The following is a 25,573-nucleotide window of genomic DNA, read 5'->3' as shown; positions in this document are numbered from 1 at the left end:
AATTGTCCTCCCTGATCAGTACAGCTGTTGCGCGCAAAATACCCCTTTTTATATAAAAAGGGGTATAGCTCAATCGAATGTGTCCTCTCTTTCGGCAATTGTACTGTTGTGCTGATCTTAAGCCTTATCTGGTCTTATTGCCCGGAGCCTGAACCATCCACTTTCATAGTCTTTCTGTCTGTAGACAAGAGGGAGGCCCAACTTCATCAGCCTATCCCCCCCATTGATAGACTTTTGCCCGCTATTTCCTGACTGAACTTCATATTCAAGTTCTGGATTTAGTCCGTCAAGGCGCAGGGCTCGCCAAGGCGCGTTCGGAACAGCCATCACTTGAAAGTAGTAGACGACTGCATCCTCTTGGTCTTCAGAAACAAACATCCAAGCCGATTCGTTATGTTCAAACGGACTCTTTAGGCGATACAAGTCACCCTTCTGTACTAAGCCACGAACCTGCTTGTATGCTGTGATTTGACGTTTGACCGTCTCTTTTTCCTCATCGGTGAATTTTGTGAGATCAAGCTCATACCCAAAATTTCCGGACATGGCGACATCACCTCGAAAATCAAGGGGCGTTATGCGTCCAACTTGATGGTTCGGAACTGCCGACACATGCGCTCCGATGGCGCTTACAGGATAGACAAGACTAGTTCCATATTGAATCTTCAGGCGTTCCACCGCATCGGTATTATCACTAGTCCAGACTTGAGGCATGTAGTAAAGCATACCTGGATCAAAGCGTCCTCCACCACTTGAGCAGCTCTCAAAAAGAATATGCGGAAATTCGGTTGTGACGCGCTCTAACAGCTCATACAATCCAAGAACATAGCGATGGGCAGTCTCGGATTGGCGTTCTGGCGGCAGAGCAGCGGAGCCAATTTCCGTCAGGCAGCGATTCATATCCCATTTCACATAAGAGACTGGGGCGCTGGAGAAAATGGCAGCCAGCGAATCGTAGATGTAATCCCGTACTTCCTTGCGAGTATAGTCCAGCACCAGCTGCCATCTGGCTTCGCTGCGTCTCCGTCCTGGAACGTGAAGGCACCAATCTGGATGCTTCCGGTACAATTCGCTGTCTGGAGAGATCATCTCCGGCTCGAACCAGAGCCCGAATTTAAGACCCAATTGATTGACGCGTTTGGCAACATCGGCCAGTCCGTCTGGCAGCTTCCGGCGATCCTCGTACCAATCACCAAGAGACGAATTGTCAGAATCCCGTTTGCCGAACCAGCCGTCATCCAGGACAAAGAGTTCGATGCCTAGCTCAGCACCCTCTTTGGCTATCGATACCAGCTTATCCGCATTGAAGTCAAAATAGGTAGCTTCCCAATTATTGACCAGAATAGGGCGTTCTTCATCCCGATATGCCCCTCGGCAAAGTCGAGTCCGATACAAGCGATGATATGTACGCGACATTTCACCCAGTCCTTGGCCGGAGTAAACCATCACGGCTTCTGGCGTCTGGAAGCTCTCCCCTGGGCTCAGTAACCATGAAAAGTCAAAGGAGTTGACGCCAATGCTAAACCGTGTAGAGCCAAATGAATCTAATTCCGCTCCCGCCTCAAAGCCCCCGCTGTACACAAGGCTAAAACCGAATGCCTCACCATGGCTTTCCGTCGTCTCTTGCGTGACTAATGCAGTAAAAGGATTAAGCTGATGGCTGCTCATGCCTCTTTTACTATCAATTCGGGTTTCACCTTGCAGAATCGGTTTGCGGGTAATATTCCCTTCCCGTGCCCATGCTCCCGATAGATACATGAACTCTAAATCGCTTTTCCCCGAGAAATCGACACTGGCACTTAGTGCACGGAGGAGCCGAAGATTTTGTTCTCCCGCATTGCTCAAACGAGCTGAACGAGCAATCACATTTCGATCCGCGAAGACGGTGTAAAGAAGAACTACCTTGAGACCTGAAAAGGCATCTTTTAGTTCCAGCTCCAATGTATCCGCTTCGGCTTCATTCTCGGTATAAACAGCCGGCAGCCCGGGTAAAGATGGCTTTCCCTTAATAAGCCGGTAACCATCGTACTTTAACTCTGTGATGCGTGTTCCATCCTCCAGCTCTACTTGATACGCCGGGGTACGGAAGTCTCCACTCCCATACTGCGGGTATTCTTGCGGCAGCCGATCCAGTCCAGCCGTCGCGGGAGTGTGAAGCAATAGATCAGCCATAGGCTCACGGTGCTTCAACCTGTCTCCCCAGTATACATGCACAGGAAATCCATCGACAATCTGAATAATATAACTCATACCCGACGACTGCAAATGAAACAGCCCCGGTTGCTCTTGAACAATGATACCCATTGGGAAAATAACCCCTCTCTTAAATAATGATCATCAGATATCCACACCTAAAAAGGCACTCAGAAGAGGCATTTTGTAACAGCCATCAACTAAGTTCATATGGTGTAAAGCTTGATCCGATTCAATAATATAGCAGTAGGTTCTACAGAAATCATATATTAATTTTAGATATGAAGTACATGGCATGGTGCTCACTATTTATGTTATAATGCTTGATAATTTACCTAAGGAGATATACCGTGATAGAGTATTTGCCACGTAGTAAACAGCACTCTGAATTGTATCTAACTCAGTTTGGCATAGAAAAATGCATACCCAGTCACTTTTTTGGACCTGCTATAAGAGATCACTATTTGCTTCATTATATTTTGGATGGAGAAGGTACCTTTGAGGTCGGTGGGTTCAGTTATCGCTTGCAGAAAGGACAGTGGTTCCTAATCTGCCCGCAAGTCATCACTTATTATCAAGCCGATGCCGTGAAGCCTTGGTCTTATTGCTGGTTTGGGTTTGATGGAGCCCTGGCAGAAACACTCCTCAAGCAAGCAGGCCTAACGATGGCATCCCCGATTCTCTACTTTGAAGGAGATCATTTAATTTATCAGTATTTGCAGCAGATGAATGAATCGAGTGGATGCCATAAAGCTCGGGAAACCAGACTAACTGGGCTGCTTTACTTAATGTTATCGGAGCTTATAGAGCTCAGTCCGGTAACATCCCCCGGACAACAGGAAAGCCGGGCGGAAATTTACGTTGAAAAAGTGAAAGATTTTATCGAAATGAATTATGCTCAGAAAATTACCATTGGGCACATTGCACATTTTATCGGACTCAATCGAAGCTATTTATGTTCGCTATTCAAACAACGAATAAACACAAGCATTCAGGATTATTTGATTCGCTACAGAATCAACAAAGCCTGCGAAATGATGGGTAACGCCGAACTTTCGATAGGTGATATTTCCCGTTCAGTCGGCTATAATGACCCTTTGCTCTTCTCAAAAATTTTTAAAAAGATAAAAGGGGTCTCTCCCAAACATTATCGAGCCGAAACCTAATCCAAGCCCAAAACGGCTACCGTAATTACAAGTAATTACGAGTAGAAGCCTCTAACAAACAAAAGAGGTCAACCAGAAAACTGGCTGACCTCTTTTATGTTTATTTTGCAGTTTGTCCTTCCAAATAAGAAACAGGCTCTTTAACCTCTACTTTGGTTCCGCCAAATTCATCCTTAATGTACTTTTGAGTATCATCGTTATGATAGAGATCCGCTAATTTTTGTAGTCCCTTATCGTTTGCCTTATCGGATGAAGTAACCAGAACGTTAATATTGTTCTTTGTCGATTGACTGATCTCTTCGTGGAATAAGGAATCCTTCAGTACGTTCAAACCGCCTTCTAAAGCAATCGTGTTCCCAATCAACACCAAGCCTACATCTTGAATCACACGCGGACCTGTTTTGTCGTCGATTAGTTCAAATTTCAGGTTTTTAGGATTACTCGTAATATCATTGACTGTACCTAAGGCATCGTCAAAGTCAGCTTTAAGCTTTATCAAACCGGATGCTTCCAACAGCCTCAAGCCTCTCGCTGTATTCGCTGGGTTATCCGCCAAAGCCACCAATGCTCCGTCGGTCACTTCATCAATACTTTTGAATTTTTTCGAATAAATCCCCATAGGCTCCAGATAGGTTGTGGCTATCGCCTTCAAATCAGCTTTACTCTCTTTGTTATAGCTAACGAGATACGCCCACGATTGGAATGCATTCACGTCCACATCGCCTTGTCTCGTCGCATTGTTCGTTTCGATGCCACCGTTAATCTCTTTTACTTCAATATCCAGCTTGGCATCCTTGGCGGCCTGAGATTGGGCAATATGTCTCCAAATCTGGGCGTCAGAACCCATGGAGCCGATGACTACCTTTTGCGTTTCTGCACCGGAGGCGGAACTGGAGCCATTACTGTCTGTACTTTTGTTGCCGCATCCTGCAGCTACAAGTAATAAACTAATCCCTAATAGTAAAACGAACGATTTCTTCATGTTGTTTTCCCCCAGATCATGCTAATATGCTAGTGCATCGTCATTCCACCTGTAACATTAATCGCTTGTCCTGTCATATATGCGGAGAGCGGACTTGCCAGAAACAGCACCACATTGGCGACATCCTCTACCTCGGCGGTTCTCCCCAAAGGTACCTGCGAACAATCTTCTTCATATATCTCCTGGGCGGACATTCCGCGAATGACGCCCCCTTCAATCCGTTCGCGATGCTTCATCGGCGTTTCTACGATACCTGGACAAACCGCATTCACCAAAACTTGATGCGGAGCGAGCTCAATGGCCATTACCTTGGTCAAGCCGAGAACCGCATGTTTGGATGCACAGTATCCCCCCATCGCCCGGTATCCATTTTTTCCAGCCTGCGAAGCAATTTGAATAATTCGTCCCGGTTTACGCGCGTCCACCATTTCCTTGGCAAACCGTTTGGACGCTACATACAGTCCGGTTGAATTGATCGAAAATACCTTCTCCCAATCAGCCAACTCACTATCTATGACATAGTCCATCGTAGAAGTGCCTGCACAGTTCACCAATATATCAGGAACTCCCGCTTCGCTGATTAGCAAATCGCACCATCTTTCGATGTCATCCGGCTTGGATATGTCCAGCTGAGTTTCAACCAACTGTGAATTGACCACTCTATACGGCTCTTCATAAGAAATATCAGCAGAAATCACTTTGGCTCCACTTTGAATAAGAAGCTCTACAATCCCCTTGCCTATACCTGACTTGCCGCCTGTCACTACTGCTGTCTGATGAGATAGGTCTATTGAAATCATAGATATTAAAATACTCTTTTGAAAGGATCGCGGCTAATGCCAGCCTCCAGCACAATCTTCACATATTCCTGCGCTGAAAAAAGAGAATGGTCCTTGTAGTTCCCGCATTCCAAAGCAGTAACAGCCGGAACTTCTGTCGTTTCCAAAATTCTTTTCAGCGTTTTTTCCAAGGCAAGTGCAATTTCCTCAGGCTCATGTTCATTCCATAAAATCAAGTAGAACCCTGTTCTACAGCCCATAGGAGAAATATCAATAATGCCTTTGATTTCGTCTCTCAGATACGTTGCCAATAAATGCTCCAGCGTATGTACAGCAGCTGTTGGCAGTGCGTCTTCATTCGGTTGTAGAAATCTCAAATCATATTTTTGTACTGTGCTTCCTTTTTCATCATGCTCTACTCCCGCTGCTCTTACATAAGGAGCCTTTACAATCGTGTGATCTAATTGGAAACTTTCTACTTTAGCCATTTTTCTCATCCTCATTTTCTGTAATTTATATTTTTGATCTAATAACGACTACATAACATTTGTACCACTTTTCAAAATTTAATGCTTCAAATCAGCATTTTTGCAATTATACATCGGATTACTCGGTTTTACCACTAAAATTATTATTTTATTTCTCATTTCTTTGTCCGTCTCTCCTTTGCCTGTACGTTTTGACATAGTGTACAATATATAAGGTAATCCATCTTTACGAAATAGATCGAGGACATCGTAAGCCTCATTTAGGAGAATGCTCTGTGAATGAACCGGATTGGAAGCACTTAAATGCTGTCCCTTTGCCCTTGCAGGAATTTCAGCTACAGCTGGACCAGAACAGTGTTGATGCCAAGCAACTAGAGGAATGGAGAAAGATTCCCGTCCTTTATCAACTAGCCTTGGAGGAATTAAAGAACAAAATTAAGCTGATCCAGACGGAATGGAAGCTAATAGATGGTTTTAGCCCGATTGAGCACATTAAAACCCGGATCAAAGAACCCCACAGCATTGTGGAAAAGGTTCGGCGCAAAGGGCATGAGGTCACCCTGGACAATATATTGCGTGAAATTCATGATATCGCAGGCATGCGCGTGGTGTGCGCTTTTGTCAAAGATATCTATCGCCTGATGGATCACCTCCGCACACGGGAGGACATTCGTATTCTCGAGGTCAAGGATTATATTGCCCATCCTAAGCCCAACGGCTATCAGAGTCTACATGTCATTGTGGAGATTCCGCTAATCCTGTTTGAGGGCACACGCTGGATTAAGGTCGAAATTCAATTACGTACATTGGCTATGGATTTTTGGGCCAGTATGGAGCATATTTTGTACTATAAGTTTGATAAGAAAGTGCCGGAGCATGTCGTTAACGGATTGACCGAAGCTGCACGTGCAACTTACGAACTGGATCAGAAAATGCTCAAGCTGCGCGGGGAAATTTTATCACTTAGCGAGGAACAGGATGTGTCAGAGACCCCGGTCAAACGAGCCGAGGAGTCAGCTTTGAAGGCACTTTCCCTCCCAGCAGATCACGCCACTTCCCGGTCGCAGACTTGCTAGATTAAAAGGATCAGGATAACTAAAGCATTCAATCAATGATGCTTCTCCTCATGCTGGAGCTTAGGAACTTATGTATGATGTATAAGTAAAGAGCCGTCAAAACCACTATGATCCTGGTTTTGACGGCTCTTTATTTATATTTTTCAATCCAATATTACTGCTTCTCGTGAATCTCTGTGCTGATTTTCTCTACGATGTCCGCAATGCTGAATGATCCCAGATCGCCTTCGCCCCGTTTACGCACGGCTACAGTACCGGTTGTTTTTTCATTTTCCCCGATAACGAACATGTATGGAACCTTCTCCAATTGCGCTTCACGGATTTTATAACCGAGCTTCTCATTCCGAGTATCCACTTCGACACGCAGACCTGCTTTCAACAATGCTTCCTGCACCTCATTGGCAGTCTCAATATAGTTCTCGGATACAGGCAACAGCTTCGCATGAACAGGAGCCAACCACAATGGGAATGCACCTGTAAAATGCTCAGTCAGAATGCCCATGAAGCGGTCAATCGAACCGTAGATGGCACGGTGAATAACGACTGGACGGTGCTTCTGGTTGTCTTCGCCCACATATGTGAGGTCGAACTTCTCTGGCATTTGGAAGTCCAATTGGATCGTTCCGCACTGCCAGCTGCGTTTGAGCGCATCAAGAATGTGGAAGTCAATTTTCGGACCATAAAAAGCTCCATCTCCCGCGTTAATACGGTAGTTCATGCCCAGATGTTCCAGCACGTTTTGCAAAGCTTGTTCCGCTTGATCCCACAGCGCTGGTTCGCCCATAAAGTCATCCGGACGTGTGGACAATTCCACTGTGAATTCAAAACCAAACACACTGTACATTTCGTTAATCAGCTTGATTACGTCCGTAATCTCTTTTTCAATCTGTTCTGGTGTCACGAAAATATGCGCATCATCCTGACAGAATGTACGAACACGCATCATACCGTTCAACGCACCGGACAGCTCATGACGATGCACTTGTCCAAATTCGGATATACGAATCGGCAGATCGCGATAAGAATGAAGTTCATTTTTAAACACAAGCATATGCCCAGGGCAGTTCATCGGTTTCAGAGCAAATGTAGTTTCATCTACTTCAGAGAAGTACATGTTTTCCTTGTAATGGTCATAGTGTCCCGATTGTTCCCACAGACGGTTGTTCATCATCAGCGGTGTACGTACTTCCTCATATCCATGCAGACGTTGAATGTCACGGGAGTAATCTTCCAGCGCAGTACGCACAACCATGCCTTTCGGCAGGTAGAACGGCATGCCAGGTGCTTCTTCGGAGAACATGAACAGTTCCAGTTCCTTACCCAGCTTGCGATGGTCGCGTTTTTTCGCTTCTTCCAGCATGTGCAGGTGCTCATCCAGTTGAGCTTTTTTAGGGAAAGCTGTTCCGTAGATACGTTGCAGCATCTTGTTGTTGGAATCGCCTCTCCAGTATGCACCCGCTACACTTAACAGTTTGAATGCCTTGATACGGCCAGTAGATGGCAAATGCGGGCCACGACACAGGTCAAAAAATTCGCCTTGATCATAGATCGTAATTTCCGCTTCTTCCGGCAAATCACGGATCAATTCCAACTTCAATGGATCTTCCAGTTCACCAAAAATGCGAGTTGCTTCTTCACGGCTGACCACACGACGTGTAATCGGCAGATTTTCCTGCGTAATCTTCGCCATTTCCTTTTCGATCTTCGCCAGATCGTCAACGGACAGTGGGTTTTCGATATCAATGTCATAGTAGAAGCCGCTGTCGATGACCGGACCAATACCCAGCTTCACATTTTTCTCACCATAAATGCGTTTGAGCGCCTGTGCCAGCAAATGCGCTGTGCTGTGACGGTAAATTTCCAGACCATCTGTACTGTCCAGCGTAATAATTTCAAGGTCAACGTTCTGATCCAAAACAGTGTTCAAATCTACAGCCTTCCCGTTCACTTTACCTGCTACTGCGTTCTTTTTCAGCCCGGAGCTGATCGAACCTGCCACGTCGGCGATGGTTACGCCCTGCTCGTACTCACGTACGGCTCCATCCGGCAATTTCACTTGAATACTCACGATTAAAGCCTCCATTTCAAATTGTGTGCTATATCAAAATTGAACGCAAAAAAACGCCTCTCTCCCTCAAGGGACGAGTGCGTTCAGCTCGTGGTTCCACCCTAGTTCGGCCCGCTGCTGTACATACATTCATGTTCATCCAAACATGCTCATGCACGACCTGCGTAGCCCTCCATTGGTATCCGTTAACGGGGATAAATCGGTGGGCGCTTACTGATGTCACTGCCAGCTTGCACAGTTACACGTTCAACGTCACGGCTACAAAGGGGTAACTTCACATGCGGTTGCCGGAAAAGCTCTCAGCCTCGTCTTTTCTCTCTGAACGGCCCTTCAAGGAAATCATGTCTTTGGTCAGTGCCTTGAATATTACTATATGCTACAGCATTATAGATTAAATTCGCAGGTATTTCAAGTGGGCGTTCATGTAAAGTTATGCCTTATTTATCATCCGGCTATGGAGACGAATAGACCTATATTTACACACAACTAAAAAAACTGTAAAATCATTTCATCTAGACGATACCGTACAGAAAGAGAGCGGAAGAGATGCCTAAAATTATTGTCACAGAAGAACAATGGATTCAAAAAGGAATGGAACGTTTTGGGCAAGGTGGAATCGATGAACTCGTTGTTGAAAAAATGGCCGCTGCTTTAGGGTGCAGTAAAAGCAGTTTTTATTGGTATTTTAACAATCGCAGCAGCTACATTCGACAGATTGTAGAGACATGGAAGGCACAGACGACACAACAGGTTATTGACGCTTCCATCACCCATGCTGCTATAGATGAGCGAATCCAAGAGTTGCTAAACCAGATGTTTGGCAAGACAAAACGGGGCGATTTTCTGTTTTATCTACGCAAGCTGTCATTGAAGGATGATAGTTACCGCTCCTTACTCAATGAAGTCGAACAGATGCGAATGGAGTTTATGAAAGAGCTTTTAATCCAGAAGGGAATGCAGCCAGAGAAAGCTTCTCAGAGATCATGGATGTTGTACCATTACTACTTGGGTTGGTATGAGCGCCACAAGCAAGAGACGTTAAGTGACGAGGCCATCCAGCAGCATATTCACATGATTTGGACAGAGTGGATTTCAAATTAAGGGGGATATCAGATGTTGGAGTTACTTACATGGGCAGTTGGCGGAATTCTATTTGTACTGAGCGGTATGCACTTATATTGGGTATTCGGCGGACAAAAAGGCGCTAAGGCAGCGATCCCAAGCACGGGAACGGATTTGCTCTTTACCCCCTCCAAAATAGGGACATCGATTGTTGCCGTTTTACTAGCTTTAGCCGCTTGGTTCGTCCTGGAGCTAGGGGAAGCTGTACCATTTCGGTTCTTCCATTTCTTTTATTCTTACGGTGCAGGCTTGTTGACGTGTTTATTTATTTTGCGTTCGATAGGAGATTTCAAATGGGTGGGGTTCTTCAAGAGAAAAAAAGGAACGGTTTTTGCTAAATGGGACACCGCGCTCCACTCGCCCCTTTGTTTTCTCTTGGGAACAGCCATTTTAATGATGATGCTTTTGCGTATGGCGTAGTTTAAAGCTGATCTTTACCCGATTTATTTCTTTTGTACGTCTCCACCCGTTTCTTTCTCAGTGAAAAAGTACAGTAAAGCCAGCACAGGCAAGATGACTCCAATCAGAGCACTGAGATTCCAACCACCTAACGCATAAGACCAACCGCCTAATGATGATCCAATCGCTCCACCGATGAAAAAGATAGACATGAACAATCCGTTCAGACGCCCTCTCGCTTCACTTCCCAAGGAATAAATAACACGTTGCCCAAGCACAAGGTTTCCCGATACAGCCATATCCAGTGTAATCGCTGAAATAAAGAGCAGGATGAGCGCAGCCGTCGAATGACTTTGAAAAATATAGATGACCAAAAAAGACAAGGCGGCAATGATCATAGCTAGACCGGTTAATACTTTGCTCCAGCCTTTATCAGCCAATCTTCCGGCAATCGGAGCTGCCACTGCGCCGCCTACGCCTACCAAAGCAAACAGTGCAATCCCTTGCTGAGACATGCCGAAATCATCCGCCAAGCGTAGAGGGACAACCGTCCAAAACAGACTGAAGGCACCAAATAAGCAGGCTTGGTAAAAGGCACGGCGGCGCAACGCAGGCGTTTGTTTGAAAAGAGTACCTAGGGAGAGAATCAGTTTACTGTAAGATACCGTAGGTACAGGCTTGCGCTCTGGAAGAGCCCGCGAGAGCAGAATCGTCAACAGCGTCAAAACAATAGCTGACATAATAAATACGGCTTGCCATCCCCAGATGCTGGTTATGAAGCTTGCCAATGGACGTGCGAACATAATCCCTAGCAGGAGCCCGCTCATGACATTCCCGACAACACGGCCGCGCTGCTCTTCGGATGCTAAATAGGTAGCATACGGCACCAGTACTTGGGCTACGACAGATCCAACTCCAATGAATAAGGAGGCGGTTAGGAACAAAGTGGCATTGGGGGCAAAAGCAGCAACGAGCAATGCACAGACTGTGATGATTAGCGATACAACCATCAGACGTCGATTTTCAATAATGTCGCTAATGGGTACGATAAACAGCAGTCCTACAACATAACCAATTTGAGTTAGGGTGACAATGAAGCCCGCTGTGGTGGAAGAAAGCCCCATCGCCACATGAATAGGTCCTACAAGGGTTTGAGCATAGTAAAGGTTAGCAACAATAAGGCCACATGCTGCTGCCAACAGAAACATCATCCAATTTGAAATACGGTTGCCTTCTACAGCTTGTTGTTCTCTTTGCATGATAATCCTCCTCAATAATTTAAATACTGAACGTATAGTTCGTTAATTCGATAATCAAATAATATACTGAACGTTTCGTTTTGTAAATAGGCAAATTCAACTTTTTATTCTTGCCTGATATTTGATATACTGAACGTATAGTTTACTTTTTTTATGTTTCTTATATCTATGTAAGAAGGTGAGCATTCCAGTGCAGAGTAAAAGAGGACGTCCGCGTAATGTTGAGTCGCAAAAATCTATCCTTACCGCTTCCTATGAACTACTGTTGGAACAAGGCTTTGGAGCGGTAACAGTAGAAAAAATTGCTGAGCGAGCGAAAGTCAGCAAAGCCACCATTTATAAATGGTGGCCTAACAAAGCTGCCGTAGTCATGGATGGTTTCCTGTCAGCTACCATGGCAAGATTGCCTGTACCCGATACAGGCCGTGTATTGGACGACATTCTCATTCATGCTACGAATTTAGTGCGGTTCTTAATCAGTCGAGAAGGTAAAATCATTACGGAGTTAATTGGTGAAGGGCAACTTGATTCAGGATTAGCAGAGGCATACCGAACCCGATATTTTCATCCTCGGCGACTTGAGGCCAGGCATCTTATTGAGCGGGGAATAGAGCGCGGGGAATTGAAGGAGCATCTTGATGTTGAATTATGTATCGATCTCATTTATGGGCCGATTTTTTATCGATTGCTGGTGACTGGTTATCCATTAGACGATGACTATGTGCGACAATTAGTCATAAATGCATTCGAAGGGATTAGCTTGGACTGAATTGCGAATGCTATATAGCGGGCCTGGCAGCCACCACAGAGTATTCTTTGGGATGGCTGCTTTTTTCTTTTTACCTGCCCAAACCGCACTCCGCAATCCTCTATCCAGCTCCTGATTTGCTTATTCGTCAGGGTCTATACTAATCTTTTGCAGCAGGTCGATCAGAAGATCCTCTTCCTCTTCAGATAGATTGTGGACAAGACCGGCATTGAGTTCATCCAGTATCCCTTGTAAGACAGGAGCAAACTCTAACGCCTTAGCCGTAGGAGACACAAGTTGGGAACGCCGATCATTCGGGTCCGTTTTACGTTCAATGTAGCCTGATTCCTCTAATTGTTTTACAGAGCGGGCTGTGGTTGCCTTGTCAAATTTAAGTTCATTCGTCAGCTGCTCCTGTGTAATGCCCGGCCGCTGCAAAATCAGCTTTAGGAAACTGTGTTGTCCCCCACTGCCGATTCCGTAAGGAGCCAGTTTTTTGGACAGTATTTTTTGATTTCGACGGTACAGGTGGGAAATTAGCTTTCCAATCGGTTTTTTTCTCATCAAATACACCTCATTGGCTTGAAAATGGCAATCCCCAGCTGGGACCAAAACAAAGTTTACAATACTATTGTTGCACACGCAACTAATTTGCTGTACACTAGAACCGTTCATTTAGTTGCGTATGCAACTAATAAAAAGGGCTTTCAACGATAAAGAGGTGTTCATAATGAGCTCAACTGCTACAACTGCTACAACTGTTGCAACCTATCAAGAAAATATCGAAGTTCAGAAGAAACGTTGGATGATTTTGATTGTTTTGAATCTGTTTACGTTTATGTCCACCCTGGATGGAAGCATCGTTAATATTGCTCTTCCTGTGTTATCCCGCACGTTACATTTACCTGTGGCACAAATTGAATGGGTGACAACTGCCTACTTAATGGCGATATGTACTGCTATTTTATTTTTTGGCAAGCTAGGGGATATGGTCGGTAAAATCAAAATATTCAAAATCGGCACGATCATATTCATTCTTGGCTCCCTATTGTGTGGTCTTAGCTCTTCACTCTCCCTATTGCTGATTTCGCGCATCATCCAGGCCATTGGAGCATCCATGACCATGGCGAACAGCCAAGGGATCGTAACAGATATCTTCCCGTCCACTGAACGAGGCAAAGCGCTTGGTCTCATCGGTACCTTCGTTTCTTTGGGCAGTATCGCCGGGCCGAGCTTGGGCGGTATTATCGTCTCCTCGCTGGGCTGGCAATACATTTTCTGGGTCAATGTACCGATAGGTCTGGTCGCTGTCTTTCTTGGCTGGAAGCTTCTACCGAAGGATCTGATCAAGGTGAAGGATAAGGTTGACGTTCCCGGCAGCCTGGTGTTTGCCATTTTTATTCTGACCTTGTTCGTCGGATTGTTGCTGGGACAGCAGGTCGGGTACGGAGACGCACGAATTATTGCTTCACTGGTGGTGGCTGTAGTTGCTTTTGCTGTATTCATTCGGTTGGAATTGCGTCGTCCGCAGCCGCTGTTACAGCTCGCATTATTCAAAAATCCGCTGTTTTCGCTCAGTATTTTGTGTGCTTTTCTGGTGTTCGTCGCTAACTTCTGCTTTAACATCATTTCGCCTTTCTATGCGCAGAATATGCTGAACTTGTCGCCTTTTTATGCCGGGTTTCTGCTGATGTTGTTTCCCATCTCTATGGTTATTGTGGCCCCACTCAGCGGTGCGCTTTCCGATAAAATCGGGTCTGAGCTGCTCACCTTCGCTGGGCTAGTCGTTATGGTCGTAGCCCAGATTGGATTAGCCCAACTGCATGCAGGCAGCTCCATCCCGCTCGTCGGTCTGTGGATTGCCATGCTGGGTATTGGCAGTGGTTTATTCCAATCGCCAAACAACTCGCTGATTATGTCCAAGGTACCCCGCACACAGCTCGGCTCAGCCGGAAGCGTCAATTCGCTGGTGCGCAACGTCGGTATGGTTGTAGGGATTACGCTGGCCACATCCATTCTCTTTTATATTATGAGTAAAGAGGCTGGTTATCGGGTCACCGGCTTGGTTCCGGGTCATCCTGAAATTTTTCTGTCAGGCATGCATGTAGTCTTTATGACGTCTGCATCTATCTGTCTAGTAGCAGCATTGTTAACAGGCTGGAGGCTGATCGGGGCGAAACGGGCAAAAGCGCAGCAAGAAAAGAGATAGGGCCTCCTTACACTTCTACTAAACGTCCGTTCTCTCTCCAGGATTGCAGTATTTTCTCAAGTACCCACTGATTCTTGTATCCGTCATCGAACAAGGGGGCTCGATCCACGAATTCCCCCCTTGCCAGCTTAATAAAGTCTCCGTCGGCTGTATGATTATAGACGGCAGGGACAGCCCAAGTTTCGTATTCGGCATTCGGGTGTTTCAGGTCACGCAGCACGATGCGTATACTTTCTGGATTATTGAGACTGGCGTGCAGTGTACCGAGCTCGCCGTAGATATCCACTTCGATATCGTGACGTTTGCCGATGGCATTTTTGTGAGTAATGAAAGTACCCACAGTATTATCGCCGAGGATGCCATGAAAGGCAGCAAGATCTTCCACATCTACTTTAAGCGGCAGACCTGTACCCGGATCAGGCCGCTCGGGTGTAATGATATGTAGCAGCGCCGCGACGCTTTGAAATTCACCAATCAGAAAGCGGGCCAGATCAATAATATGTGAGGCAGTATCGCCCACGACTCCAGAGCCTGCCTTGGCTAAATTGTGCCGCCATGTATATGGATGCTGACGATATGGTGAAAATGCATCCATCAGATAACGGAATTGAATATTGTAGATTTTGCCCAGCTTGTGCTCATCCAGTAGCTGCTTGGTATATTGGAAGGCCGCGCCATAGCGATGCTTATAGTGAACCAGTAGAGGCACCGGATTCGCCGTATACAGCTTTTTCAGTTCACCTGCCTCCGACCACGTGAGTGTCAATGGCTTCTCTGCCAGCACTGCTTTATGTTCTTCCAGCGCAATCCGAATAATGTCAAAATGCACATCATTGGGTGTCAGCGACAGAATCGCATCTACCTCCGGGTCACGGATTAATGCTCCATAGTGGGAATACTGCTTGGAAGCAGGCAGTTGCAATTGTTCTCCGATGGCTTGAAGGCGATTCGTGTTTACGTCACTAACCGCCACAATCGATACCCCCGACATGCTGTTTAATGATCTGATATGATATTCAGCGATCAGGCCCAAGCCGATAATCCCCATCCGAATGGGGAGAGTTGGGGAGGGAGAGATACTCATATGTTCAGAATTCCCTTCTTTACAATTTGGTTTGATACCTTTAGCACATTTCTTTTTTCTATGCAGTATCACCCTTACCTTTGTAGAATAGTCCCCCACCAGAAGTGATCCCGTAACTTTTACTTCTACAGAACAGACAGATACCGAACAGTGATACAATTGCCCATAAAAAAAGAATCTGCAGCTCCGTTGTCCGGTTTTGCAGATCCTCTGTACCTTCTCTACCTCAACTTCATCCTGTCGACTACATCAAAAATGTACCTACAACAAAAGATACTCCAATGATAATTGAACGCAGCAGCTGTGCCAGAGCCACATTGCCTTTGGCAATTTCCTCGCACACCTTGGTGCGTGGTGTCACCAGATCAAAAATAATATAGACCAGGCACAGCACGACAATGCCCACAGCCGACCAGATCAGCATATCGAGCCATGAATGGCTGCTATACGACACCATCCCTACAATGATACACAGGCCTAGCAGCTTTGCCCCCATGTAGATGCCTGCGGCTTCATTGCCACGTGCGATTTCCTGGTTATCGTTATAACGTGTCAGCAAGCTGAACACAAAATAACCTACGATTAAAATGGCAAACAAGATAAGCAGGCCGATCCCTACATTGCCCAATGCGTTGCCCAAACTGATATGAGAGTCCAATTTTCTTCCCCCTTATGATACTTGTGACTAGGAACAGCTCTGTTCGAATAGTGTACATTTTGCAATTCAGCTTATACAGCGGGCGAATTAGAAGGCTCGTTGGCAATGGCAGCAGCGCAATAGTAGGCCATATCACCTGTTACCTTTTCACCAATTCGCGGCAGGACCCCCGCGAAACGCCCACCGATCACGAATATGCCTGTCAGCACATAGCCTTGAAATAGCCCTTCCTCGGTCTGCACCTCTGCGCTCTGCATGGGCCACAGCCGCTGATAAATCTTAGGCTGTCCCTCGTAATAAGCGGCAATATGTGCGGCTTCTTCCTGTTCAGGCGTTAGTGGAGCGTTTGCTTCATGAAGCAGACCAGGCTGGTCAGCCATCACATTTTCACCCACTCCCAAGACACCTTTCAGTCTCTCCTCGGATTCAGGATGTTCAATTAAATGCGTCCCTTTACCTTCTCGGCCCCATATGCCTTTAGCCACATAAGGCTCTTTATTTTGCAGAAACACGGATGGCTCAAAATATGTAGGTAGCAGATAGGTTCGTATGACCTCCAGCTCCTGGTCATCAAACAAACGAAAACCGCAGAACGCTGGTGTCTGCTCATTGCGCTCGTACAGCGACCATACAGTTGCGGTGAATCCTTTGCTCTGGGTAATGATATGCTGCGGCGGATTAATCAGTCCTATTTTCCCGTCTGCCACCATTTCCATTAGCGCCTGCCCCACCTCAAGCCCTGTATCCTCTTCCCGATCATCAATCAGATATTCCAGCGGATACAGGCGATAGAGGATGTGAATCTGCTCCCCCTGGTGATACAAGCCCTCATTTGGGACAATTTCCAGCTCTTCCAACGGCGCATAAACCACCTCAAACCCGGCTTGTTCACATAAGCGCATAATATATTTGGTATTCGTCTGATCCTCGATATGCCATTCATAGCAAGTGAAATGCACCTTTGTCCCCAAACCCTTGCTGCTATAAAAATGAATGAGCTCCGTCAAGGCAGACTGAATTGCCTCATCCATTCCAGATGAGGGTCCATGTAAAGTAATGTCGTTCTCTGACATTCCCTCACCATGCAGCACTTCCAGCAGCTTTCCTTCAAGATATGCCACCTCGGGAATCCCGGTTGGAGTATCGGTGTTGTTCTCAATGCACTTGATCCCCGCTTCCCCCACAATCCAGTCCTGACGGGTTATTCCATCCGGTGCGGCTTCCATACGTGCAGCACGCAGCAAGCCTGGATGAATCCCCAGCCGCTCCACCAGATATTCATCTGGCATATAGCGTTGGATAAATTGCTGGACCTTGCGATAAATATGATGTACTGCCTCGGAAGCAGCTTGAAGCTCTGCCAGCTCGCTTGCCTGATACACCGTTAAAGCCGGCACGCAATAGGACTTGCCGTACATGCGATGATACGGAATCATACGGCTGATTTCATCCTTAAAAAGCTCGTCATGTTCATAAGGTAGTTGCCGAATCGTACGCATGCTCATCTTAACCCCCAGAAAAAAAGCCGCTCCGTGAGCCGCTGCTGCCAAAACCACTGTGTGAGCTGGAAGATGAAGACGAGCTTTTGCGATAAGAGCTGGAGGAAGAACGACTGCTGTGATAGGAGGAGCCTCCATTATAATAGGTCGATCCGCCATAATAATACCCGCTACTGCCTGAATCCCGACAGGCCGTTTGCTCCGATACGGGGAGCTCGTCGCAGTCATAATACTCGTCGTCACCGCAACCCGTCAGAGCGGCCGGAACAGCCAGCATCAGGGCAAAGGCCGCCATCCGTGCACGAGAGCCAGGCTTGGATTTCATCGTTTCCCAAGAATGCTCCATCACAGATCGACCTCCTTCACAAACAAATGTACCTTCTTCAGCTGAGGGTCAAGTACCGAATAGATGAACTCGTATGTTGTGCCATTCAGCACCGTATAGTGATCCAGTAGTCGTTGAGCCAGCTCCAAGGTAATTACCGAGCCTTCCCGCTGATCCATACTTCGGAACGTAGGCTCATGCCATACCCAGTACAATGCGCTGAATGTAGAGGTGTAGCCTCCCTCACTGGCGAGCACGAGGTCTGTGATGGACGTACCATAGGGCTTTGCACGTTCTCCCGTAAAATCAGTCACATAAACGGAATGGTCCGTATGCTCCTCGCTTTCATTTGAAATATGCGCCCATAGTTTGTCATGGAGACGCGTAGCGTCTACAAGCTTGCGCAGGAACAGCTCATCTCCCGATACGGACTCCCTTGTCAGGCTGCGCAGTTCCTGTTGAGTATCTTCTGACCATTCGCGATACGTTAATGAATAATAAATAATGATTCCCATCCCTTCCGGTACGCTTCTGTCATGAGGCTTGCTATAAATCTAAGCGTTTCTGTCGTCGTTCATTATACGAGATTCTACCTTGAAAAGGTTCAATTTGGAAGAAAAATACGACAAAAAAGCCGCAATCCCCAGGATTACGGCTTGGTTGCAGCGGCTATAGCTTGATATTGCTTTCGTCGAAATATTCCTCGAGTGTCAGCCCCTGCTTGGCTACATCCTTTGCAATATCTACTCCTACATAACGGATATGCCAAGGCTCGTACACATAGCCAGTCACATCTTCCTTCCCCTTCATATAACGAATAATAAATCCGTATTCCGGTGCATGTTCCTCCAGCCATTTGCCTTCCTTGGAAGCTCCAAAGGATTGCTCCAGCTCATTGCCTACGCTGGGGCTGGATACGTCAATGGACAATCCTGTCTGATGCTCACTCGTACCTGGTACGGCGCTGACTTTAGAGGCGTATTCCTGCCCCTTTGTCTTTACATTGTTGTTGAAAATAGACACCTGACGCTTATAGGAGCGATATCCCGAAACCGCACGCAGCTCAATACCTTCCTTTTTCGCACCGTCGAACAGCTTCTCCAGTGCCTCTGCCGCTTCCTTACGCAAATGTCGCTTCTCATGCGGCCCCTCGAAGGAAAAAGGCACCTGTGGCTCCACCAGATCATCCGGGACATAGCCCACAGGCAAGCTGCGCTTTTTGTTTACAACGACTGTATCCGAAGTCGCATTGGTGACAATCGCCGTTCCATCCTCTTCCTTAACTGTAGCTTGCAGCGCGCTCTGGCTTCGCAACGCCATCACAGAGTCAGCCTGTCCGCTTTCTGTACCCGCAGAGGCTTGTCCAGCGCTAGCGGTGCCATTCCCCGCATCCGTCTGAGTGGAAGGCTGTACATTCTCCTGTACCGCTGTGGATGACTTTAATGGCTCACTTTCCTGCCCACCTGAGCCTCCTTGCTGGCAAGCTGCCAGCAATAGCCCTGGCAAGATCAGCCCCGGAATGAGCGCTTTGGTCCATCGCTGAGATGTGCGCGTCTGTTGTATATGTCGTTTCATGCTGGTATCTCCTCCAATATTGCAATTGATACATAACTTGCAGTGACTTTTCCATTCCCCCATTGTAACTGAACTTTGGACACTCTTCGAAGCCGCTATCCTATCCAATGAAGGTGAACAGACTCGAAAAAGAAAGCATATACCCGAATTATTACGGATTATGACGTTTTTGCGGGATTGCAGCCCGCGCTCGCTCGGCGACCCGTTCACGTATAAGCTTCAATGCTTCTTCGGCACGGGGTAAACCTGGCAGCAAGGACGTAATATCGGTTTCCTTCTTGGAAGCAAGTTTCTGCGGTAGACGGATTTCAATGGCATGAAAGCCTGCTCCGGGGCGATGCAAGGCTCCTTCAGCCGCCGATTCTGCAATCCATTCGCTAATTGCTGCTGATCCGCTGCGTCCGCTCTCCGCGCGTGAGGTAGACTCAAGCGCGGGGGATGTTCTTTGCACATGGGATAACTCCCCAGCCCAAGCACTAAATACGTACTCCAGCAGCTCCTCCCGCGTCATTCCGATCAACTCTGGACAGAGTTGTGACTCAACTTTCAATCCAGCCTGCAGAGCTTGCTTTACGTCGTCGATTGCACCCAATCCATTCTCTCTATTAGCAACGGCTGCCTCAGCTGCAAACTGAACGATCTCATCCAGCGACAGACAGGCTTCCCCTTGCAGGAAACGGTAGATGTCCAGAGGCTCCGCTTTTAGCTGCTCCAGCCATGCCTCTCGCTGTTCCAGGTTCAGTACAGGCACTGGGCCAGTCCATTGGACGGGATGTGCGAAAGGTACATCCGCCGATTCGTCTTCCAGCCCATTGCCGTCTAATTCCACGATCCATCGACCGTCAGTTACTTTCAGCTTCACTTGCGGTCTCGTCATCGCCTTCATCCTTTCTCTGCTCACTCGATCCATACGTCATTTTGCAACGCAATCAGACCACGCAGTTCATCATCAGACATTTCGGTGAGCCAATGTTCCCCAGAGCCGACAACCTGCTCAGAGAGCGCCTTTTTGCTCTCAATCAGCTCGTCGATCCGCTCCTCCAGCGTCCCTTGGCAAATCAGCTTGTGCACTTGTACATTACGGCTTTGGCCGATACGGAATACCCGATCCGTCGCCTGATTTTCGACCGCAGGATTCCACCAGCGATCATAGTGAATGACATGGCTGGCACGCGTCAGGTTCAGACCCACACCACCTGCACGCAGGGAAAGTACGAATATATTCGGTCCTTTTCCCTGCTGGAAGTTGTGAACAATCTCGTCCCGTCTGGTTTTCGCCAGTCCTCCATGCAGGAAAAATGGCTCTTCTCCCAAGATCTTGGCCAAACGGGATACCAGCAATTCTCCCATCGACACGTATTGAGTGAAAATCAGCGCCGACTCGCCGTTCTCGCGAATGGTTTCTACCAATTCCAGCAGCCGCTCCATTTTACCGGAATTTTCGGTTTTACCGCTGTCAGCACGGCCCGGAATGATCAACCCCGGATGGTCACAGATTTGTTTCAACTTGGTCAGCGAAGACAGAACAAGCCCTTTGCGGGCCATACCGACCTGCCCATCCAGTGTCCCCAATAATTGATCCACCACACCGCGATATAATCCGGCCTGCTCTGGTGTCAGTACACAATAGGACTTCAACTCCAGCTTCTCCGGCAAATCCTTGCGGATATCCGGATCGCTTTTGAGCCGGCGTAGCATGAACGGGGAGACGAGGCGGTGAAGCTCACGCAACGCAGACCCCCGCTCCTCTCCTGCCAGACTGTACCGCTGGCGAAATGAAGATGCCGTACCGAGGTACCCCGGGTTCAAAAATTGAAAAATAGACCACAACTCGCTTAACCGATTTTCTACCGGCGTCCCTGTCATGGCAATTCGATGTGGGGCGGACAGCTTCATGACGCTTTGTGCCTGCTTTGTACGTGCATTTTTTATATATTGCGCCTCATCCAACACGATGGAAGACCAGTAGACTGCAGATAAGTCACTGCCGTCCCGGCCTGCCAAATGGTAGGTAGTGAGGACGATATCATACTCGCGTACATTTTCCTGTAACAGCTCCCCGTGGAGTCGCTGGTTGCCATGGTGAATGTAAAGCGACAAATCCGGTGAAAAGCGCTTCAATTCCCGCTGCCAGTTGCCAAGCAAGGACGTCGGACAGATGATTAACGCCGGACGCTGATCATCTGCGCCAATCCCACCATCGAGCAGGCAGGTAATAACCTGAATCGTCTTACCCAGACCCATGTCGTCCGCAAGGCACACACCAAAGCCCAATCCGCGCATCGCAGCCAGCCATTGAAAACCGCGCTCCTGATACGGCCGTAGCGCACCATGCAGCGTCTCCGGCACAGGCCGCGGCTCTAAGGAACGGAGTACCCCGCCCTCAGCCAAAGACGCAAGCAATCCGGCGGATTCCGCGCCAAAGATAGACAAGCCCTTCCATGAGGCCTCGCCTGCACTTTCATTCTCCGCAGCCAGATGCATCCATTCGGACAAGCTCATCTCACCGTTCTCGCCACGCTTGATAAAACGCAGCACCTGACGAATTTCCTTGGGATCTACCTCGATCCATTCACCTCCGAGACGTACATATGGCAAATTGGCCGCGACGATGCTTTCCAGTTCCTCCATCGTCAAAGTCGTATCCCCCAGCACAGCCTCGGCATCAAACGAAATCATGCGGTTAATGCCAACGGACGATGTATCGGCAATCACACCATCTGGCTTGGCACCCTGCTCTGTCGAGCGCATTTTAAACCGCAAGCCTGCACGTCTTCGCCCCTCCCGGCTCCAGCGTGAAGGCATTTGCACAGTGATACCGTTCTTTTGCAACGCAGGTACAGCTTCTGTCAGGAAGCGGAAAAACGTCTCCGGCTCCAAGGCCAGCCCCTCGGGATAAGGGCGGTTCAAGGCTTCCTGCAATATAGGTGCCGCTTCAGCAGCCTGTCCGAGCCTCATCAGCAGTTGCGCCTGCACTTGACGGTACACAATTTCACCGCGAACCAGATCACGTTCAGGATACGCCCATAACGCCAGAGCAGGTAGTCGTAATCCGGGCTCAGCATCGCTTTCTGCCCAAAAGGTAATGCGCCATTCCTGGATACTCTCTTCCAAAGAAGGCTCCAAACGAAGGCATAGACGCAATTGCCCTTCAATAGGCTCCTTGGCTTCCCGTTCCGTGACAGGCATCGTGCTCCCCTTAAGGGAGAACGCCTGAAGAACCAGCTCCTCCATCTCAGCAGGCGTTCCCTGTATCGCAACTTGGCGCGAACCCGTCAACAGACTGTTCCACCACAGCTCCGCCAGTGGTGATCCTCCGCGCCGATAATCTGCCCGATGTCGTCCCAGTTCGCGATCTGACGCAGCCAGCACCGCGGTCGTTTCTGCATGAACGACCGCACACAAGAAGGAATACAGCACCATTCCGGCTGCATCCTCACGTGTTTCTGGCTCCTTGCCCGCAAAAACGGCCGGAGCTGCCATACAAACAGCCGGCATCGCAGCAGCCAGCTCATGAAAGCGGCGGACGTCCTCCTCTTCGCAAAGCCGAGGAACCCACACCCCTACCGCCGCATCCGGGCCGCGTCGTCGCGGTCCGGATGGACGCGCCTCTGTAAGCGATGGCGCAATTTCGCCCCGCTGCATCAGCTCCAATGCAAAATAAGCAGCCTTTTGCCAATATTGCATTTCCTCGCCGAGCGTAATGCCTGATGCCGCACAGCCCTTCTCGTCCATGCGAGTCAGCAGAGCCATCGTCTCGCGGGGTTCCAGTGCCAGACCCTCCAGCGTACGCCCCAGCATGGAACGTCTTTTGCCGCCTCTGCCCGCGGTTTCCACGCGAGCATGGTTAGGTATCCGCACCTCGGCAAGACGCAACGCAGCCTGCCGAAACGGCCGGAGGTCTCCCTTCAGCGTCAGCCTGCGGATCACACTGCTCCACGCATCAATACGTGGTTCCGACGTCTCACCAGAAAAGCAAAAAAACACATCACCGAGCCATATTCCATAAAGCGGTTGATTCATATCTGTCTCCCGTCCAGCCTTTTGAATTATTACTCTTCATCATATACGAAAACCGACTCTTTTCAAAACTTTATCACAAAAATAAATATGAACTGCCATCCATTCATAACCTTAAATATTTACGTAATTAACAATTAAGAGGCTTATCCTTCCTGGTCGGCCTCATCATCCTTCAGATAAGGATTCAGGCTGTCTTGCAGCAGCCGTTTGACTTGCATACGCAGCTCTCTTGGATATATAACCTCAGCCTCCGGCCCGTATTTTAACAGAAGTCTGGATACATATTTAAACTCTTCGACCGGAATATGTCCATGCCATTCCTGACCACGCGATTTGTCATGAGAAACATTTTGGAAGAGGGGGTCTGATTCCACCAGCCGAGCACCTAATGGTGTAAATTTTATTTTTGACGGAATTCCCGTACGCGAATCCTCCGCAGTCAACCATTCCTTAAGGGTGGGAAGGCCGGATAAGGTGTCTTCCAGTATGGTCATGCTCATCACTCTGTCTGAGCGGTACAAAATGATCCGATCTCTGCTTTGCGCAGGCATGTACCAATATCCATGATCAAAATAGAGCCCCACCGGATATACTTTCGACCATTTGTCCCCGGAAGCGGAGCGGTAAAGCATGTTCACCCGGCGTTTATTCAGCGCAGCCTCCAAAATGAGCGAGGTGTAGGGTGATTCTGCTTGAGTCGGCATCATCCGAAAAGCGATATAGTCCTTGAATTGATCAATGCTATCCCGCACATCCTGAGGAAGCTCGGCATAATAGTGCTCGGATAAATGCTCCCGCACCGACCCGAAGGGGATGTCCGGGATATTTTCCAGCAGCTGCAGCATGAGAAAGAGACCAAAAGCCTCATCGCGCGCAAGATGAAGGGGAGGAAGAAGTCGATTGGGAAGGGCCCGATAGCCGCCATGAGGTCCGGTTTCGGCATACAGGGGTAACCCGGTCTGCTGCAAATAGTCGAGATCTCTTTGAATCGTCCTGACGGAGACACCAAACCGCTCGGCCAGCTCACGTGCCGTATATTTTTTTCGGGAATCCAGTATCCTCATAAGTGCGATTCTGCGTTCGTTCATACCGTACTCCTTTGAATATAGAAGTTCATTTCAAATGATCAATACAACTACGACAAAGTATGTCATAAATATATTATAACATAGGTGATAGAAAGGAGTGATGAACCATGGATGCTATAAGATCCAACAACAAAGTCGTATTGTATATCGCCATGAGTCTCGACGGGTATATTGCGTTGCCGGACGGGGCGGTGGACTGGCTGTATGATGTCAAAGGTGATGGTGGCGACAATGGATATGCCGACTTTTATGACACTGTAGGCACGGTACTGATGGGCAGGCTGACGTATGAAGAGGTATTAAAGCTTTCCGATGATTTCCCCTATGCTGGCAAGCCTTGTTATATACTCACCCGGTCATTAGCGAAGCATGAGCAAGCACCACATGTTACGTTTACGGACGAGACTCTGACTGAGCTTGTTCCGCGTCTGCAGGAGCAAGCGGAAGGAGCGGTATGGCTGGTGGGTGGTGGTCAGTTAGTTCAAGCCTTCATCCAAGAGGGACTGCTGGAGAAAGCGATCATTGCAATCATACCCAAAGTACTTGGACAAGGAATCCCCTTATTTCCAAAGGGAACGCTGCCGAGCACGTTTGAACTCCAGGAAATAGAACGCCGCGGGGATATTATTCTACTTCACTATAATGTATAAGCCACACGAAAAAATGAACATAAAAACGGATTAGGCGGAATGGTGTTGTACAAGCGGGGCGGTGGTGACGGGAAGCACCGTCCGTCTGCGCTCTGGCACGAATAGGTAGATTTTAAGTGCTGCTTTGATTCTATAATTTTGTTCACAAAAAAGCCTTCGTATGCCCAGGACCATGTATCTCCCTG

At 47.9% G+C, this 25,573-nt stretch carries 23 protein-coding genes; 7 read left to right on the top strand and 16 right to left on the bottom strand.

The window, feature by feature from the left end:
* Nucleotides 1-117: 117 nt before the first annotated feature.
* Nucleotides 118-2,301, bottom strand: coding sequence for an alpha-galactosidase (locus tag ABEW32_RS12710; RefSeq protein WP_430188183.1), 2,184 nt, complete (start codon nucleotides 2,299-2,301; stop codon nucleotides 118-120).
* A 239-nt stretch (nucleotides 2,302-2,540) separates the two neighbouring features.
* Between ABEW32_RS12710 and ABEW32_RS12705 the strand changes: the two genes are divergently transcribed.
* The gene (locus ABEW32_RS12705) at nucleotides 2,541-3,356 is read left to right on the top strand and encodes an AraC family transcriptional regulator (RefSeq protein ID WP_430188181.1); all 816 of its coding nucleotides are present in this window, start codon (nucleotides 2,541-2,543) and stop codon (nucleotides 3,354-3,356) included.
* A 100-nt stretch (nucleotides 3,357-3,456) separates the two neighbouring features.
* Here the strand turns inward: ABEW32_RS12705 and ABEW32_RS12700 are convergent, their stop codons facing one another.
* The 3 genes from ABEW32_RS12700 to ABEW32_RS12690 are packed head-to-tail and all read right to left on the bottom strand — an operon-like array spanning nucleotide 3,457 to nucleotide 5,605.
* The gene (locus ABEW32_RS12700; RefSeq protein ID WP_430188179.1) at nucleotides 3,457-4,338 is read right to left on the bottom strand and encodes a MetQ/NlpA family ABC transporter substrate-binding protein; all 882 of its coding nucleotides are present in this window, start codon (nucleotides 4,336-4,338) and stop codon (nucleotides 3,457-3,459) included.
* 29 nt (nucleotides 4,339-4,367) lie between these two features.
* The gene (locus ABEW32_RS12695) at nucleotides 4,368-5,138 is read right to left on the bottom strand and encodes an SDR family NAD(P)-dependent oxidoreductase (RefSeq protein WP_430188177.1); all 771 of its coding nucleotides are present in this window, start codon (nucleotides 5,136-5,138) and stop codon (nucleotides 4,368-4,370) included.
* A 5-nt stretch (nucleotides 5,139-5,143) separates the two neighbouring features.
* On the bottom strand, nucleotides 5,144-5,605 hold the full coding sequence (locus ABEW32_RS12690) for an S-ribosylhomocysteine lyase (protein ID WP_013369209.1): 462 nt from the start codon (nucleotides 5,603-5,605) through the stop codon (nucleotides 5,144-5,146).
* Nucleotides 5,606-5,880: 275 nt separating this feature from the next.
* Between ABEW32_RS12690 and ABEW32_RS12685 the strand changes: the two genes are divergently transcribed.
* Complete coding sequence (locus ABEW32_RS12685; RefSeq protein WP_430188174.1) at nucleotides 5,881-6,681, top strand: GTP pyrophosphokinase; 801 nt, start codon at nucleotides 5,881-5,883, stop codon at nucleotides 6,679-6,681.
* 154 nt (nucleotides 6,682-6,835) lie between these two features.
* On the opposite strand, the gene thrS is transcribed toward ABEW32_RS12685, so the two are convergent.
* On the bottom strand, nucleotides 6,836-8,749 hold the full coding sequence (gene thrS / locus ABEW32_RS12680; RefSeq protein ID WP_430188172.1) for a threonine--tRNA ligase: 1,914 nt from the start codon (nucleotides 8,747-8,749) through the stop codon (nucleotides 6,836-6,838).
* Between the two features lie 546 nt (nucleotides 8,750-9,295).
* Here thrS and ABEW32_RS12675 point away from each other — a divergent pair.
* Complete coding sequence (locus ABEW32_RS12675) at nucleotides 9,296-9,850, top strand: TetR/AcrR family transcriptional regulator (protein ID WP_430188170.1); 555 nt, start codon at nucleotides 9,296-9,298, stop codon at nucleotides 9,848-9,850.
* 12 nt (nucleotides 9,851-9,862) lie between these two features.
* Nucleotides 9,863-10,291 carry a DUF3995 domain-containing protein gene (locus ABEW32_RS12670; protein WP_430188169.1) on the top strand — a complete coding sequence of 143 codons (429 nt, stop codon included), beginning with the start codon at nucleotides 9,863-9,865 and terminating at the stop codon, nucleotides 10,289-10,291.
* Between the two features lie 23 nt (nucleotides 10,292-10,314).
* On the opposite strand, the gene ABEW32_RS12665 is transcribed toward ABEW32_RS12670, so the two are convergent.
* Nucleotides 10,315-11,529 carry an MFS transporter gene (locus ABEW32_RS12665; RefSeq protein ID WP_430188167.1) on the bottom strand — a complete coding sequence of 405 codons (1,215 nt, stop codon included), beginning with the start codon at nucleotides 11,527-11,529 and terminating at the stop codon, nucleotides 10,315-10,317.
* Nucleotides 11,530-11,719: 190 nt separating this feature from the next.
* Between ABEW32_RS12665 and ABEW32_RS12660 the strand changes: the two genes are divergently transcribed.
* Entirely contained in the window at nucleotides 11,720-12,298 is a 579-nt protein-coding gene (locus ABEW32_RS12660) for a TetR/AcrR family transcriptional regulator (RefSeq protein WP_025363908.1), read from the top strand.
* Nucleotides 12,299-12,418: 120 nt separating this feature from the next.
* Here ABEW32_RS12660 and ABEW32_RS12655 read toward each other — a convergent pair whose 3' ends face one another.
* Nucleotides 12,419-12,841, bottom strand: coding sequence for a MarR family winged helix-turn-helix transcriptional regulator (locus tag ABEW32_RS12655; protein WP_430188166.1), 423 nt, complete (start codon nucleotides 12,839-12,841; stop codon nucleotides 12,419-12,421).
* A 166-nt stretch (nucleotides 12,842-13,007) separates the two neighbouring features.
* On the opposite strand from ABEW32_RS12655, the gene ABEW32_RS12650 reads away from it, so the two are divergent.
* A complete protein-coding gene (locus tag ABEW32_RS12650) occupies nucleotides 13,008-14,486 on the top strand; it encodes an MFS transporter (RefSeq protein ID WP_430188165.1) in 1,479 nt (492 codons plus the stop codon).
* A gap of 7 nt (nucleotides 14,487-14,493) precedes the next feature.
* On the opposite strand, the gene ABEW32_RS12645 is transcribed toward ABEW32_RS12650, so the two are convergent.
* The 9 genes from ABEW32_RS12645 to ABEW32_RS12605 all read right to left on the bottom strand — a co-directional run bounded on the left by ABEW32_RS12645 (nucleotide 14,494) and on the right by ABEW32_RS12605 (nucleotide 24,738).
* Nucleotides 14,494-15,570: a Gfo/Idh/MocA family protein gene (locus tag ABEW32_RS12645; protein WP_430188163.1), complete on the bottom strand. Its 1,077-nt coding sequence runs from the start codon at nucleotides 15,568-15,570 to the stop codon at nucleotides 14,494-14,496.
* A 244-nt stretch (nucleotides 15,571-15,814) separates the two neighbouring features.
* A complete protein-coding gene (locus ABEW32_RS12640) occupies nucleotides 15,815-16,228 on the bottom strand; it encodes a DUF350 domain-containing protein (protein WP_430188161.1) in 414 nt (137 codons plus the stop codon).
* A 71-nt stretch (nucleotides 16,229-16,299) separates the two neighbouring features.
* On the bottom strand, nucleotides 16,300-17,733 hold the full coding sequence (locus ABEW32_RS12635; RefSeq protein ID WP_430188160.1) for a glutathionylspermidine synthase family protein: 1,434 nt from the start codon (nucleotides 17,731-17,733) through the stop codon (nucleotides 16,300-16,302).
* A 1-nt stretch (nucleotide 17,734) separates the two neighbouring features.
* Nucleotides 17,735-18,073 carry a hypothetical protein gene (locus ABEW32_RS12630; protein WP_430188159.1) on the bottom strand — a complete coding sequence of 113 codons (339 nt, stop codon included), beginning with the start codon at nucleotides 18,071-18,073 and terminating at the stop codon, nucleotides 17,735-17,737.
* Complete coding sequence (locus ABEW32_RS12625; RefSeq protein WP_430188158.1) at nucleotides 18,073-18,567, bottom strand: hypothetical protein; 495 nt, start codon at nucleotides 18,565-18,567, stop codon at nucleotides 18,073-18,075. Before ABEW32_RS12625 ends, ABEW32_RS12630 begins: the two co-directional genes overlap by 1 nt.
* A gap of 154 nt (nucleotides 18,568-18,721) precedes the next feature.
* Nucleotides 18,722-19,627 (bottom strand): M15 family metallopeptidase, encoded by a 906-nt coding sequence (locus ABEW32_RS12620; RefSeq protein ID WP_430188156.1) that lies wholly within the window; start codon nucleotides 19,625-19,627, stop codon nucleotides 18,722-18,724.
* Between the two features lie 151 nt (nucleotides 19,628-19,778).
* A complete protein-coding gene (locus ABEW32_RS12615; protein WP_430188154.1) occupies nucleotides 19,779-20,504 on the bottom strand; it encodes a phosphoribosylglycinamide synthetase in 726 nt (241 codons plus the stop codon).
* A 20-nt stretch (nucleotides 20,505-20,524) separates the two neighbouring features.
* Nucleotides 20,525-23,650 (bottom strand): DEAD/DEAH box helicase, encoded by a 3,126-nt coding sequence (locus ABEW32_RS12610; RefSeq protein ID WP_430188152.1) that lies wholly within the window; start codon nucleotides 23,648-23,650, stop codon nucleotides 20,525-20,527.
* 143 nt (nucleotides 23,651-23,793) lie between these two features.
* Nucleotides 23,794-24,738, bottom strand: coding sequence for a helix-turn-helix transcriptional regulator (locus ABEW32_RS12605; RefSeq protein ID WP_430188150.1), 945 nt, complete (start codon nucleotides 24,736-24,738; stop codon nucleotides 23,794-23,796).
* A 107-nt stretch (nucleotides 24,739-24,845) separates the two neighbouring features.
* Between ABEW32_RS12605 and ABEW32_RS12600 the strand changes: the two genes are divergently transcribed.
* Nucleotides 24,846-25,388, top strand: coding sequence for a dihydrofolate reductase family protein (locus ABEW32_RS12600; protein WP_430188148.1), 543 nt, complete (start codon nucleotides 24,846-24,848; stop codon nucleotides 25,386-25,388).
* Nucleotides 25,389-25,573: the final 185 nt, after the last annotated feature.

This window comes from Paenibacillus jamilae, assembly GCF_050482105.1.
Classification (GTDB): domain Bacteria; phylum Bacillota; class Bacilli; order Paenibacillales; family Paenibacillaceae; genus Paenibacillus; species Paenibacillus jamilae_B.
Note: the sequence above shows the minus strand (reverse complement) of the source record. Positions and strands in the feature narration are given on the sequence as shown.